This is a genomic window from Nonomuraea glycinis, assembly GCF_014646515.1.
GTDB classification, from domain to species: Bacteria; Actinomycetota; Actinomycetes; order Streptosporangiales; family Streptosporangiaceae; genus Nonomuraea; species Nonomuraea glycinis.
Window position 1 is genome coordinate 158,736 of the sequence record NZ_BMNK01000010.1, and the last position, 13,502, is coordinate 172,237.

12 protein-coding genes are annotated in these 13,502 nt (G+C 70.5%); 10 read left to right on the forward strand and 2 right to left on the reverse strand.

Annotated elements, in window-relative coordinates:
• Nucleotides 1-71 precede the first annotated feature (71 nt).
• From infB to truB, 5 genes are all read left to right on the forward strand, one after another.
• The gene (gene infB / locus IEY87_RS27005; protein WP_189141582.1) at nucleotides 72-3,191 is read left to right on the forward strand and encodes a translation initiation factor IF-2; all 3,120 of its coding nucleotides are present in this window, start codon (nucleotides 72-74) and stop codon (nucleotides 3,189-3,191) included.
• Between the two features lie 118 nt (nucleotides 3,192-3,309).
• Entirely contained in the window at nucleotides 3,310-3,606 is a 297-nt protein-coding gene (locus IEY87_RS27010) for a DUF503 domain-containing protein (RefSeq protein ID WP_189141583.1), read from the forward strand.
• Between the two features lie 43 nt (nucleotides 3,607-3,649).
• Nucleotides 3,650-4,105 (forward strand): 30S ribosome-binding factor RbfA, encoded by a 456-nt coding sequence (gene rbfA, locus IEY87_RS27015; RefSeq protein ID WP_189141584.1) that lies wholly within the window; start codon nucleotides 3,650-3,652, stop codon nucleotides 4,103-4,105.
• Entirely contained in the window at nucleotides 4,102-5,145 is a 1,044-nt protein-coding gene (locus tag IEY87_RS27020) for a DHH family phosphoesterase (protein WP_189141585.1), read from the forward strand. Before rbfA ends, IEY87_RS27020 begins: the two co-directional genes overlap by 4 nt.
• Nucleotides 5,145-6,017 carry a tRNA pseudouridine(55) synthase TruB gene (truB, locus tag IEY87_RS27025; protein WP_189141586.1) on the forward strand — a complete coding sequence of 291 codons (873 nt, stop codon included), beginning with the start codon at nucleotides 5,145-5,147 and terminating at the stop codon, nucleotides 6,015-6,017. Before IEY87_RS27020 ends, truB begins: the two co-directional genes overlap by 1 nt.
• Here truB and IEY87_RS27030 read toward each other — a convergent pair.
• Nucleotides 6,014-7,033, reverse strand: a complete 1,020-nt coding sequence (locus tag IEY87_RS27030; RefSeq protein ID WP_189141587.1) for a TRM11 family SAM-dependent methyltransferase — start codon at nucleotides 7,031-7,033, stop codon at nucleotides 6,014-6,016. The genes truB and IEY87_RS27030 overlap by 4 nt on opposite strands.
• 85 nt (nucleotides 7,034-7,118) lie before the next feature.
• Here IEY87_RS27030 and IEY87_RS27035 point away from each other — a divergent pair, with 85 nt between their 5' ends.
• Nucleotides 7,119-8,045 (forward strand): bifunctional riboflavin kinase/FAD synthetase, encoded by a 927-nt coding sequence (locus IEY87_RS27035; protein WP_189141734.1) that lies wholly within the window; start codon nucleotides 7,119-7,121, stop codon nucleotides 8,043-8,045.
• Between the two features lie 25 nt (nucleotides 8,046-8,070).
• Here the strand turns inward: IEY87_RS27035 and IEY87_RS27040 are convergent, their stop codons facing one another.
• Nucleotides 8,071-8,658 (reverse strand): TetR/AcrR family transcriptional regulator, encoded by a 588-nt coding sequence (locus tag IEY87_RS27040; protein WP_189141588.1) that lies wholly within the window; start codon nucleotides 8,656-8,658, stop codon nucleotides 8,071-8,073.
• Nucleotides 8,659-8,734: 76 nt separating this feature from the next.
• Here IEY87_RS27040 and IEY87_RS27045 point away from each other — a divergent pair, with 76 nt between their 5' ends.
• The 4 genes from IEY87_RS27045 (at nucleotide 8,735) to IEY87_RS27060 (ending at nucleotide 13,484) form a co-directional block, all read left to right on the forward strand.
• Complete coding sequence (locus IEY87_RS27045) at nucleotides 8,735-9,136, forward strand: VOC family protein (RefSeq protein ID WP_189141589.1); 402 nt, start codon at nucleotides 8,735-8,737, stop codon at nucleotides 9,134-9,136.
• Nucleotides 9,137-9,301: 165 nt separating this feature from the next.
• Entirely contained in the window at nucleotides 9,302-9,571 is a 270-nt protein-coding gene (gene rpsO, locus IEY87_RS27050; RefSeq protein ID WP_189141590.1) for a 30S ribosomal protein S15, read from the forward strand.
• A gap of 275 nt (nucleotides 9,572-9,846) precedes the next feature.
• The gene (locus IEY87_RS27055; RefSeq protein WP_189141591.1) at nucleotides 9,847-12,177 is read left to right on the forward strand and encodes a polyribonucleotide nucleotidyltransferase; all 2,331 of its coding nucleotides are present in this window, start codon (nucleotides 9,847-9,849) and stop codon (nucleotides 12,175-12,177) included.
• Nucleotides 12,174-13,484 carry a M16 family metallopeptidase gene (locus IEY87_RS27060; protein WP_189141592.1) on the forward strand — a complete coding sequence of 437 codons (1,311 nt, stop codon included), beginning with the start codon at nucleotides 12,174-12,176 and terminating at the stop codon, nucleotides 13,482-13,484. The genes IEY87_RS27055 and IEY87_RS27060 overlap by 4 nt, the downstream gene beginning before the upstream one ends.
• Nucleotides 13,485-13,502: the final 18 nt, after the last annotated feature.

The window sequence follows — 13,502 nt, forward strand, 5'->3', positions numbered from 1 at the left end:
GCGATGAAGACGTCAACGTAACGACGGTCCGGACGGCACAGCCAGCCTCCCGGGCCGAGTAAGGGAGTGCAGTGGCGAAGGTCCGGGTATACGAGCTCGCTAAGGAGTTCGGCGTAGAGAGCAAGGTCGTCATGGCCAAGCTCCAGGAGATGGGGGAGTTCGTCCGTTCGGCGTCCTCGACCATCGAGGCGCCGGTCGTCCGCAGGCTCACCGAAGCTCTGGGCGCATCCAAGGGTGGGCCCTCCAGAGGCGGCGGTTCGTCGTCTCACAAGCCGCAGCCGCCAAGGGCTGCTCCTCGGCCGGCGGACAGCCAGGCCGGCAACGGCGTCCACGAGACGCCGACCTCATCCGTTCCGCGTCCGGGTCCGGGTCCCAAGCCCGGTCCGCGTCCGGGTCCCGCGCCGCGTCCGCCGGCGCCCGCGCCGCAGCCTGAGCCTCAGGCCGTCGCGCCGGAGCCCAAGCCGCAGGTGCAGCCTGAGGCTGCCCGTGGCGAGACGCCCGCGGCTCCGCAGGCCCGCTTCGACAGCGGCACGCGTCCGGCCGCGTCCGGTCCGCGTCCCGGTCCGGCGGCCCGTCCCGGCCCCAAGCCGGGTCCGGCGGCGCCCCGTCAGAGTGGTGGGCCCGCCGCGGGCGGTCCCGGCCAGGCCGGTCGTCCCGGCGCTCCTGCCGGTGGTGGCGCGTCCCGTCCGGGTGCCGGCCCCAAGCCGGGTCCGCGCGGCCCGCGTCCGGGCAACAACCCGTTCTCCTCCAACGCCAGCGGCATGGGCCAGTCCCGGCCGCCGCGTCCCGGAGGCAACCGTGAAGGCGGCCCGGCCGGTCCGCCGCGCGAGCGTCGTGACGGCCCGCCCCGTGAGGGCGCGGGACCGCGTCCGCCGCAGAGTCGCGCCGGCGGCGACGCGCGGCCGGGTGCTCCCGGTCCGCGTCCGGGTCCGCCCGGTGCCGCGGGTCCGCGTCCCGGCCCTGGTGCGGGCGGTCCCCGCCCCGGTGGTCCGCGTCCCAACCCGATGATGATGCCGCAGGGCCGTCCTGCCGGCCCCGGTGGTGGCGGCGGAGGCCGTCCCGGCGGTGGCGGCGGTGGCGGTCGTCCCGGTGGCGGTGGCGGCGGAGGCCGTCCCGGTGGCGGCGGCGGTGGCGGTCGTCCCGGTGGCGGTGGCGGCGGTTTCGCCGGTCGCCCCGGTGGTGGCGCCGGCACGGGCCAGCGCCCCGGTGCTCCGGGTGGTTTCGCCGGTCGTCCCGGCGGCGGTGGCCGCGGTCGCGGCGGCGGCACGGCGGGTGCCTTCGGGCGTCCCGGTGGCCGTCCCACGCGTGGCCGCAAGTCCAAGCGTCAGAGGCGCCAGGAGTTCGACAACATGTCGGCCCCGGCGATCGGCGGTGTGCAGGTCTCGCGCGGTAACGGCGCGACGATCCGCCTGCCGCGCGGAGCCTCGCTGGCGGACTTCGCCGACAGGATCGGCGCCAACCCGGCCGCACTGGTGCAGATCATGCTGCACCTCGGCGAGATGGTGACCGCCACCCAGTCGGTCAACGAAGAGACGCTGCAGCTGCTCGGCGCCGAGCTGGACTACAACATCCAGGTCGTCAGCCCGGAGGAGGAGGACCGCGAGCTTCTCGAGGCCTTCGACATCGAGTTCGGCGAGGACGAGGGCGACGAGGCCGACCTGGCCGCGCGTCCGCCGGTCGTGACCGTCATGGGTCACGTCGACCACGGTAAGACCAAGCTGCTCGACGCCATCCGCAAGACCAACGTGGCGGCGCGCGAGGCCGGTGGCATCACCCAGCACATCGGTGCCTACCAGGTCGCGGCCGAGCACGAGGGCCAGGAGCGCAAGGTCACCTTCATCGACACCCCGGGTCACGAGGCGTTCACCGCCATGCGTGCCCGTGGTGCCAAGGCGACCGACATCGCGGTGCTGGTGGTCGCGGCCGACGACGGCGTCAAGCCGCAGACGATCGAGGCGCTCAACCACGCCCAGGCGGCCGACGTGCCGATCGTGGTCGCGGTCAACAAGGTCGACAAGGAGGGCGCCGACCCCAACAAGGTCAGGGCCCAGCTCACCGAGTACGGCCTGGTGGCCGAGGAGTTCGGTGGCTCGACGATGTTCGTCGACATCTCGGCCAAGAACGGCACCGGCATCGACAGCCTCCTCGAGGCGATCATCCTGACCGCCGATGCCGAGCTCGACCTGCGGGCCAACCCGACGATGGACGCGCAGGGCCTGGCGATCGAGGCACACCTCGACAAGGGCCGCGGCCCTGTCGCCACCGTCCTGGTCCAGCGCGGCACGCTCCGCGTCGGCGACTCCATCGTCTGTGGCGAGGCCTTCGGCCGCGTCCGGGCGATGCTCGACGACAACGGCGACGCGGTCGAAGAGGCCACGCCGTCCCGTCCGGTCCTGGTGATGGGTCTGACGGCCGTGCCGGGCGCCGGCGACAACTTCATCGTTGTCACCGACGACCGGATGGCTCGCCAGATCGCCCAGCAGCGCGCGGCGCGCAAGCGCAGCGCCGACATGGCGAAGTCGAGCCGTCGTCTCACCCTCGAGGAGCTGTTCAGCAACCTCGAGAAGGGGCGCGTCGACGAGCTCAAGCTCATCATCAAGGGCGACGTCTCCGGTTCGGTGGAGGCGCTGGAAGACGCACTGCTCAAGATCGACGTCGGCGACGAGGTCAGGCTCCGTGTCCTGCACCGCGCCGTCGGTGCGATCACCGAGTACGACGTCAACCTGGCCGTCGCCGACGACAACGCGGTCATCATCGGCTTCAACGTCCGCCCCGAGCCTCGGGCGCGCGACCTGGCCGAGCGCGAAGGCGTCGACATCCGCTACTACTCGGTCATCTACCAGGCGATCGAGGAAATCGAAGCGGCGCTCAAGGGCATGCTCAAGCCCGAGTTCGAAGAGGTCCAGATGGGCACGGCGGAGGTCCGCGAGGTCTTCAAGGTGCCGAAGATCGGCAACGTCGCCGGTTCGCTGGTCCGCTCCGGTCTGATCGTCCGCAACAGCAAGGCCAGGATCATCCGCGACGGCGTCGTCATCGCGGACAACCTGACCGTCTCGTCGCTGCGCCGGTTCAAGGAGGACGCGACCGAGGTGCGTGACGGCTTCGAGTGCGGTATCGGTGTCGGCTACAACGACATCAGGATCGACGACGTCATCGAGACGTTCGAGATGCGGGAGAAGCCGCGGGCCTGACCCGTGGCCGGGCGTCCGGCGGATCATCCGCCGGGCGCCCTCCGCACGCTCTGACCTGGTCGCCACCGCACCAGGACCGGCGTGCTTCCGATTCCCATGCAAGCGGTGGTTGCCAACCATGTATGTGGGTGCCCTTACTCTGGACATCCTGCTCGGCGATGTGCATTCGCTGAAGCAGAAGCGATCCGTCGTGCGTCCGCTGGTCGCCGAGTTGCTACGGCGCTTTCCGGCTGTCGCCGTGGCCGAGACCGGCCACCTCGACCTGCACCGCAGAACCGAGGTCAGCATCGCGGTCGTCTCCGCCTCAGCGGACAACTGCAACGAGGTGATGGACGCCTGCGAACGGCTGGTGGCCTTCCGCCCCGAGATCGAGCTGCTGTCGGCCAGGCATCGGATCTACAACGACGAAGACTGAACGACCGCACGACGGCCTGTCGTGCCTGAGGGGGGAAGCGAACATGGTGGATGCACCACGAGCGCGCAAGCTTGCCGATCGCATCCAGCAGATCGTCGCCGAGATGCTGGAGCGCCGGATCAAGGACCCGCGTCTGGGCTTCGTCACCGTGACCGACACGCGGATCACGCCTGATCTGCGCGAGGCCACGGTCTTCTACACGGTGTTCGGCTCCGACGCCGAGCGCGCCGACAGCGCGGCCGCGCTCGAGAGCGCCAAGGGTGTCATCCGGTCCGAGGTGGGCCGCCAGACCGGCGTGCGTTTCACCCCGACGCTGGCGTTCAAGCATGACCCGCTGCCCGACAGCGCCCGCCAGCTCGACGACCTGATCAGCGCCGCCAAGGCGCGGGACGCCGAAGTGGCGCGGCGGGCCGCGGGCGCCGAATACGCCGGCGAGCCCGACCCGTACAAGAAGCCCGACGAGGAAGACGACGAGCAGGCGGGACACCCGGCGCCGTGACGCCCGACGTTCGCGACAGGCTAGACCGCCCGTCCCGCGTGACCCCGGGCGCGGCGCAGCCGACCGGCTCGCCCGTGCCCGAGGCGGCGTGGAGCCGGGCGCTCCAGCTGATCTCGCAGGCCGACGAGGTGGCACTGGCCTGTCATGTGTCACCCGACGGGGACGCGCTCGGCTCGATGCTGGCCGTCGGCTTCACGCTGCGGTCGATGGGCAAGCGCGTCACCGCCTCCTTCGGCGACCGTGACTTCACCGTGCCGCGCCTGCTCGGCTTCCTGCCCGGCCAGGACATGCTGGTGCCGCCGGCGGACTATCCCGCGGCGCCCGACCTGATGATCACGTTCGACTCGCCGTCGATCGGCCGGCTGGGCGTGCTCGCCGACAGCGTCAGGCGGGCGCGCGAGCTCATCGTGGTCGACCACCACCCGTCCAACGACGGTTTCGGCACGCTCGGCCTCATCGACCCGAGCTCGGCGGCCACCGCCATGCTGGCCGAGCAGCTGATCTACCGGCTCGGCGGCGCGCTCGACCGCGACATCGCCACCTGCCTGTACGCGGGCCTGGTGACCGACACCGGGTCGTTCAAGTACTCCTCCACCACGCCCGCCGTGCACCAGATGGCGGCCCGCCTGGTCGCGACCGGCCTGCGTACCGAGGAGATCGCCCGGGAGCTGTGGGACCGTTCCCCGTTCGGCTACCTCAAGGTGCTGGGGGCGGCGCTGGAGCGGGTGCGGCTGGACGACGGCCTGGTGTGGACGTACGTCACCCGCGTCGACCGGGCCGCGTACGGCCTGCCGTACTGCGAGCTCGAAGGCATCATCGACATCGTGCGGCGCACCGACGAGGCCCGGGTGGCCGCGGTCCTCAAGGAGGACGACCAGGGCGCGTGGCAGGTGTCGACCAGGTCCAAGGGCCACGTCGACGTGGCGGCGATCTGCGCCGCGCTGGGCGGCGGCGGTCACCACAGCGCGGCCGGGTTCACCTCGCACGAAGGTGTCGAGGAGACCATGGCGAAGTTCCAGGAACTGCTGAGAGAGGCTTGATGGCCGAGAGCGGCTTGATCATCGTGGACAAGCCCGCCGAGTGGACGTCCCACGACGTGGTGGCCAAGCTGCGCCGCTTCGCGGGCACCCGCCGCGTCGGGCACGCCGGCACGCTCGACCCGATGGCGACGGGCGTGCTCGTGGTGGGCGTGGAGAAGGCGACCAGGCTCCTCGGTCACCTGGCGCTGACGGAGAAGGCGTACGACGCCACGATGCGGCTGGGCGTGACCACCAACACCGACGACGCCGAGGGGCAGGTCACCGCGCAGGCCTCGGCCGCGGACGTCACCGCCGAGCGGGTGCGCGACGGCGTGGCCGCGCTCACCGGCGAGATCATGCAGATCCCACCGCAGGTCAGCGCGATCAAGGTGGACGGGCAGCGCGCCTACAAGCTGGCCCGCGCCGGCGAGAACGTGGAGCTGGCCGCCCGTCCGGTGACCATCCACACCTTCGAGATCACCGACATCCGGCACCAGGGCGAGGTCGTGGACGTGGACGCCACCGTCCGCTGCTCGTCCGGCACCTACATCCGGGCGCTCGCCCGTGACCTGGGCGCCGGTCTCGGCGTTGGCGGGCACCTGACGGCGCTGCGCCGTACCCGCGTCGGACCGTACGACCTGTCCAAGGCCAGCACCATCGACCAGCTCGCCGAGCGGTGCGCGGTGCTGCCGATCGGCGAGGCGGTCGCGGCGGCGTTCCCGCGCCGGGACATCAGCGACGAGGAGGCCCGCGTCGTCAGGCACGGCGGCCGGCTGCCCGCGGCGGGCCTCGGCAAGGGGCCGATCGGCATGTTCGGGCCCGACGGCGAGCTGCTCGCGCTCGTGGAGGAGCAGGGCCGGCTGGCCAAGCCGCTGGCCGTCTTCGTCTCCTAGGCGGGTTTCCTGGCCACCATGAGGTCGCGGACGATCGCCTGGTCGACCCAGTGCTCGAAGTCCGGGTAGGGGACCACGTCGAGGCCCGCCGCGGTGAGGATGCCGGCCAGCTCGTCGCGGCCGCCGCCATAGGTGTTCCAGGAGATGCCGAGCGCGCCGCCGGGGCGTAGCAGCTCGGCCCAGGTCGGCGCGGCCTGGGCGATGAGCTCCAGCGGGCTGCGGGCCAGTCCGCCGCCGCCCTTGCTGCCGTGCTGCACGCCGTACGGGGCGTCGGTGGCGATCACGTGGAAGGAGCGCGGCTTGAAGAAGTCGCGGCTGCGCACGGTGTCGGCGTTGACGACCGACACCTGCTGCGTCTCGCCCGCTTTGTACGCCTCCTTCGACAGCGCGAAGGTGACCGAGAGCCGCCGCCCGATCAGCGCCCGCTCCCGCCGCACCGGCACGATCTCGGCGGTGTGCTTGAGCCGCTTGTTCTTCAGCCAGGTCCTGAGGAAGCCCGAGTAGGCGTCGAAGTCCTTGCCGTCGACGTCGAGCCCGTAGGCGTCGTAGCCGTACATCAGGGCCTGGTTGAGGGTCGTGCCGCGCCCGCACATCGGGTCGAACACCGACAATCGGCCGTCGAGAGGGAAGTCCGAGGCCAGCGCGGTGACGTTGAGCAGCAGTTTGGTGAAGTGCTCGTTGGTCTTGCCGGCGTACTTCTGGATCGTGAGCAGATCGCTGCTCAGCCGGTCGAGGGGGCTCATCGTGAGCGGTCGGAGGAGCTCGCCCGCGAGCTCGAACAGGGCGTAGACCGACGAGAGGTTGGACAGCAGCGCCACGTCCGGCTCGCCGAGCGGCCGCGCTGTCGCGAATGTCACGTACGGCAGGCCGCCGATCCGGCTCTCCTCGATGTCCGACACCGTGGCCGTCAGCGCTCTGTCGCTGAAGACGGCCAGCTCGGCGTGGGTGAGCCGGGCGGAGCTCTGGCCGTAGACGCGGTTGAAGGCGGGCAGGATCAAAAGAGCGTAACGAGGCATGGTGGCAACGATGGTACCGCCCTCGGTTTCAGCGAACGGGGACGAGCATGGCAGGCTTGTGGAGGGAGTGATCCGCCACAAGCGAATGGGGCCGGGCGTGCGGGATTCGGAGAGATCTGTCGTCACGATCGGTGTGTTCGACGGCGTGCACCTCGGCCACCGGAGGGTGGTCGAGCGGGCCGTCGCCGTCGCGCGCGAGCGAGGGCTGCGTGCCGTGGCGCTCACGTTCGAGCCGCATCCGGACGAGCTCGTGCGGCCCGGCCACCGCCCGGCACGCCTGACGAGGCCGCGGCGCAGGGCCGATCTGCTGAAGCAGCTGGGCGTGGACGAGGTCCGGGTGCTGGAGTTCACGCTGGAGATGTCGCGGCTCAGCCCGGCCGAGTTCGCCCAGCGGGTGCTCGCCGACGGGCTGCGCGCCGCTTGCGTCGTGGTGGGGGAGGACTTCACCTTCGGCCACCGCGCCGAGGGCGACACCGAGACGCTGCGGGCGCTGGGGGAGAAGTACGACTTCACGGTCGAGACCGTCATGCTGCTCGACGCGCTCTCCTCTACCGAGATCCGCGAGCGGCTGGTGTCGGGCGACGTCCGCGGGGCCGCCGCCGACCTGGGGCGGCCGCACCGGGTGGAGGGCGTGGTGGTCCGCGGTTATCAGCGCGGGCGTCAGCTCGGCTTCCCCACGGCCAACGTGGAGACGCCGCCGCAGACGGCCATCCCGGCGGACGGCGTCTACGCGGGCTGGCTGGAGTGCGTGCCGGTGGCCAACCTGCCCGCCCTCTACGAGGGCGAGCGGTGGCCGGCCGCCATCTCGGTCGGCACCAACCCCACGTTCGAGGGGGTGCCGCGCACGGTCGAGGCGTACGCGCTGGACCGCGACGACCTGGAGCTGTACGGCGTGCACGTGGCGGTCGAGTTCGCGGCGAGGCTTCGGGGCAACACCAAGTTCGACTCGATCGAGGGGCTCATCACCCAGATCCACGCCGACGTGGCCGAAGCCCGCCGCCTGACCTCCTGAGAGCCTTCCCGCGCGCTGCAGCTTCTTACGGTCTGCGCAGGGACTCCAGCAGTCGTGACAGCGCCGCCAGGGTGTCGGCCAGGTCGTGTGGTCCCGGCGATTGGGCCAGCCACAGCACGGCCTCGTTCATCGCGCCCGACAGCAGGTGGGTGAGTGGGGCCACCGGCTGGGCGGCGATGACGCCGTCCTCGATGAGCCCGGCCAGCGCCTCGGCCAGGTGCCGGGCGGAGGTGGCCTCGTCGATCGCCCGCCATTCGTTCCAGCCCAGCACGGCCGGGCCGTCGATCAGCATGACGCGCTGCACCTCGGGGTCGGCGCCCGCGGTCACGAAGGCCGCGCAGCCGGCCTTGAGCTGCGACCAGGGGTCGCCCGCGGCCTCGGCGGCGGCCGCCACCCGGGCCGCCACCTCCTGCTGCACCTCCACCAGCACCGCGCGGAACAGCTCCGCCTTGCCTTCGAAGTGGTGGTAGAGGGCGCCCTTGGTGACGCCGGACTCGCGCACGATCTCGGCCAGGCCGACCGCGCCGTACCCCTTGCTCGCGAAGAGCCGCCTGCTCACGGCGACCAGCGTGCGCCTGGTCTGCTCCCGCTGCTCGGCTCTGGTCCTCGGCACCGCGCCCCCTTTGACATACCGATGGTACGCGAACTAGCCTACCGCCACATACCGTTGGTATGCGAAGGAAGGAATCATGGAACTCACCGGCTTCTATCCAGTGATCTGCACCGACCAGGTGGCCGAGTCCCGGGACTTCTACGTCAAGCTGTTCGGCTTCGAGGTGACGTTCGAGGCGGACTGGTACGTGAGCCTGCGCCGTGGCTCCTACGAGCTGGCGCTGCTCGACCACACCCACCCGACGCTGCCCGAGGCCTCCCGCAGGCAGGTCGCCGGGCTGCTGCTCAACTTCGAGGTGGCCGACGCCGACGCCGAGTGGGAGCGGCTGGTCGTGCGCGCGGGCCTGGCGCCCGAGCTGCCGTTGCGCAGCGAGGACTTCGGCCAGCGGCACTTCATCGTGGCCGATCCCAACGGCGTGCTCATCGACGTCATCACGCCCATCGCGCCTTCCCAGGACTACGCCGAGCACTACGTCTGACGGCGAGCAGCCCGGGCACCCGGCCCACGGTGGTAACCTTGTATGTCGGCTCTGTGACGGCGGCGCTCCGCGCTGCCCTGAAGGCCTTCGCCGCGGCGACTGTAGGCACGCACGGTCGTTCGCATCAGGTTTCCATTCGCGCGTGCCCGTAGATGAAGGAGAGCCGTGTCCCTAGACACCGCTGCCAAGAAGTCCATCATTGAGGAATATGCGACGGCCGACGGTGACACAGGGTCGCCCGAGGTGCAGATCGCGCTGCTCAGCAAGCGCATCAGCGAGCTCACCGAGCACCTGAAGACGCACAAGCACGACCACCACAGCCGTCGTGGCCTGCTTCTGCTCGTCGGTCGCCGGCGCCGCCTGCTGAAGTACCTTCAGAAGGTCGACATCGCGCGTTACCGTGCGCTCATCGAGCGCCTCGGCCTGCGCCGATAGCATGAGAGGGAGCGGCGTGACACGCCGCTCCCTTCTCATATGGTCCGGCGAGTCGAACGGCTCCGCGCCGCGCGCCTGACGTACAACTGAATATCCGAGACACTTAGAGCCCCCGCGTCCGCTCAGCACCATGCGACCCGCGACGCCTGCGGGCCGGTCCTCGGTAGTGGCTTCCGGTAACCAAGACCGGGCGCTTCGATCGAAGACCGGCGCTGCACCTAACGAGGGTGCCGGTGTACAGGGCGCGGGAGACCGACTGACCAAGGAGGTCCCCCGTGGAGGGTGTCCACACAGCTGAAGCCGTCATAGACAACGGCTCCTTCGGAACGCGCACGATCCGGTTCGAGACCGGACGGCTCGCACAGCAGGCGGCAGGCAGTGCCGTCGCCTATCTCGACAGCGACACGATGGTCCTGTCGGCGACCACGGCGGGCAAGCACCCGCGAGAGAACCTCGACTTCTTCCCGCTCACGGTGGACGTCGAGGAGCGGATGTACGCCGCGGGCCGCATTCCCGGCTCGTTCTTCCGGCGTGAGGGCCGTCCTTCCGAGGACGCCATCCTCACCTGCCGGCTCATCGACCGGCCGCTGCGCCCGTCGTTCGTCAAGGGCCTGCGCAACGAGATCCAGGTCGTCGCCACCGTGATGGCGCTCAACCCGGATCACCTCTACGACGTGGTGGCCATCAACGCCGCCTCGTTGTCCACGCAGCTCGCCGGGCTGCCGTTCTCCGGCCCGATCGGCGGCGTCCGCGTCGCGCTGATCGACGGCCAGTGGGTGGCCTTCCCCACCCACCACGAGCTTGAGCGCGCCACGTTCGACATGGTCGTGGCGGGTCGGGTGCTCGCCGACGGCGACGTCGCGATCATGATGGTCGAGGCCGAGTCCACCAAGGACACGCTCAAGCTGGTCGCCGACGGCGCCGTGGCGCCCACCGAGGAGACCGTCGCCGAGGGCCTCGACGCCGCCAAGCCCTTCATCAAGGTGCTGTGCGAGGCGCAGTCGCGGATCGCGCAGGTCGCCGCCAAGGAGACCGCCGAATATCCGATCTTCCTGGACTACCAGGACGACGTCCTCGCCGCGGTCGAGGCCGGCGTGAAGACCGAGCTGAGCGCCGCGCTCACCATCGCCGGCAAGCAGGAGCGCGAGAACGAGCTCGACAAGGTCAAGGCGCTGGCGGCCGAGAAGCTGCTGCCGGAGTTCGAGGGCCGCGAGAAGGAGATCTCCGCCGCCTTCCGCTCGGTGATGAAGAAGCTCATGCGCGAGCGGGTCGTCAAGGATGGCCTGCGCATCGACGGCCGCGGCACCAAGGACATCCGCGCCCTGTCGGCCGAGGTCCACGTGGTGCCCCGGGTGCACGGCTCGGCCCTGTTCGAGCGTGGCGAGACGCAGATCCTCGGCATCACGACGCTCAACATGCTGCGCATGGAGCAGGTCATCGACACGCTCAACCCCGACCGCACCAAGCGTTACATGCACAACTACAACTTCCCGCCCTACTCCACCGGTGAGACCGGCCGGGTGGGCTCGCCCAAGCGCCGCGAGATCGGTCACGGCGCGCTGGCCGAGCGGGCGCTGATCCCGGTGCTGCCGGCCCGCGAGGAGTTCCCGTACGCCATCCGCCAGGTCTCCGAGGCGCTCGGCTCCAACGGCTCGACCTCGATGGGCTCGGTCTGCGCCTCCACGATGGCGCTGCTCGACGCCGGTGTGCCGCTCAAGGAGATGGTGGCCGGCATCGCGATGGGCCTCATCAACGAGGGTGACGACTACGTCACGCTGACCGACATCCTCGGCGCCGAGGACGCCATGGGCGACATGGACTTCAAGGTCGCCGGCACCAAGGACGTCATCACCGCCCTGCAGCTCGACACCAAGCTCGACGGCATTCCCGCCTCGGTGCTGGCCGGTGCGCTCAAGCAGGCCAAGGGCGCCAGGCTGGCGATCCTCGACGTGATGCAGGAGGCCATCGACTCCCCGGCGGAGATGAACCCGACGGCACCGCGCATCATCACCATCAAGGTCCCGGTGGACAAGATCGGCGAAGTCATCGGCCCCAAGGGCAAGATGATCAACCAGATCCAGGACGACACGGGCGCCGAGATCACCATCGAGGACGACGGCACCATCTACATCGGTGCCACCGACGGCCCCTCCGCGGAGGCGGCCCGTACGGCGATCAACGGCATCGCCAACCCGCACATGCCGGAGGTCGGCGAGCGCTACCTGGGCACGGTCGTCAAGATCGCCGCCTTCGGTGCGTTCATCTCGCTCATGCCGGGCAAGGACGGTCTGCTGCACGTCTCGCAGATCCGCAAGCTGCACGGCGGCAAGCGCATCGAGAACGTCGAAGACGTGATGGGCGTCGGCGAGAAGATCCAGGTGGAGATCGCCGAGATCGACCAGCGGGGCAAGCTCTCTCTCGTGCCCGTCGAGGTCATCGAGAAGGAGGCCGCCGAGAAGGAGGCCAAGGGCGACACCGACGAGGCTCAGCCCGAGGCGGCCGCTCCGGCCGGCGACGACAAGCCCCGCGACGACCGCCCGCGCCGTACCCGCACCCGGGTGCGCGCCCCGCGCAACGATAGCGACGGCGGCGACCGCAACTCGTGACGACCACCACGCTGCACCCCGGCCGGGACGGGGCCGGGGTCGTCAAGCGCACCGTCCTCCCCGGTGGGCTGCGCGTGGTGACCGAGACCATGCCGACCGTGCGCAGTGTCGCGGTCGGCATGTGGGTCGGCATCGGCTCGCGTGACGAGGCCCCCGAGCACACCGGGGCCACCCACTTCCTGGAGCACCTGCTCTTCAAGGGCACGCCCACCCGCGACGCCATGGAGATCTCGGCGTCCATCGAGGGCATCGGCGGTGAGATCAACGCCTTCACCGCCAAGGAGTACACCTGCTACTACGCGCGGGTCCTCGACGAGGACCTGCCGGTCGCGGTGGACGTGCTCGCCGACGTGGTGACCAGCTCGCTGATCACGGAAGACGACGTCGAGTCGGAGCGTGGCGTGATCCTGGAGGAGATCGCCATGCACGACGACGACCCGTCGGACGTGGTGCACGAGGCGTTCGCGGCCGCCATGTACGGCGACTCGCCGATAGGGCGGCCCATCCTGGGCACGGTCGAGTCGATCAATCTGCTCGCCCGCGACCGGATCGCGGAGTACTACCAGCGCTACTACCAGCCGCCGCGCACGGTCGTCTCGGTGGCGGGCAACATCCGTCACGAGGAGGTCGTCGAGCTGGTCGTCCGGGCCTACGAGCGGGCCGGCGCGTTGACCGGCCCCGCCGTCTACGCCCCGCCCCGCACCAGCGGGCCCGGCGCCCGGACCCGGTCGGTGGCCAAGGTCGTCGACCGGCCCACCGAGCAGGCCAACCTGGTGCTCGGCACCAGCGGCCTGTCCCGTACGGACGACCGCCGCTTCGCGCTCGGCGTGCTCAACGCCGCGCTCGGCGGCGGCATGTCGTCGCGCCTCTTCCAGGAGATCAGGGAGAAGCGCGGGCTGGCCTACTCCGCCTACAGCTACACCTCCGCCTACGCGGACACGGGCCAGTTCGGCATCTACGTCGGCTGCCTGCCGTCGAAGATCGACGACGTGCTCAAGATCTGCCGCGACGAGGTGGCCCGCGTGGTCTCCGACGGCCTGGCCGACGACGAGATCGTCCGTGGCAAGGGTCAGATGCGCGGCGGGCTCGTCCTCGGCCTGGAGGACACCGGCTCGCGCATGTCCCGCATCGGCAAGAACGAGCTCGTCTACGACGAGTTGCTCTCGGTGGACCAGGTCCTGGCCCGGATCGAGTCGGTCACCCCCGACGAGATCGCCGAGGTTGCCGTGGACGTGCTCAGCAGGCCGCTCACGCTCGCCGTGATCGGCCCGTACGGCGACAAGGACTTCTCCGACGCCATCTCCTGACCTCGGTATAGGGTTGAC

Coding starts and splice junctions, on each gene's coding strand:
- IEY87_RS27010 (WP_189141583.1), top strand. CDS start 3,310: ATGTATGTGGGTGCCCTTACTCTGGACATCCTGCTCGGCGATGTGCAT.
- rbfA (WP_189141584.1), top strand. CDS start 3,650: ATGGTGGATGCACCACGAGCGCGCAAGCTTGCCGATCGCATCCAGCAG.
- truB (WP_189141586.1), top strand. CDS start 5,145: ATGGCCGAGAGCGGCTTGATCATCGTGGACAAGCCCGCCGAGTGGACG.
- IEY87_RS27030 (WP_189141587.1), bottom strand. CDS start 7,033: ATGCCTCGTTACGCTCTTTTGATCCTGCCCGCCTTCAACCGCGTCTAC.
- IEY87_RS27035 (WP_189141734.1), top strand. CDS start 7,119: ATGGGGCCGGGCGTGCGGGATTCGGAGAGATCTGTCGTCACGATCGGT.
- IEY87_RS27045 (WP_189141589.1), top strand. CDS start 8,735: ATGGAACTCACCGGCTTCTATCCAGTGATCTGCACCGACCAGGTGGCC.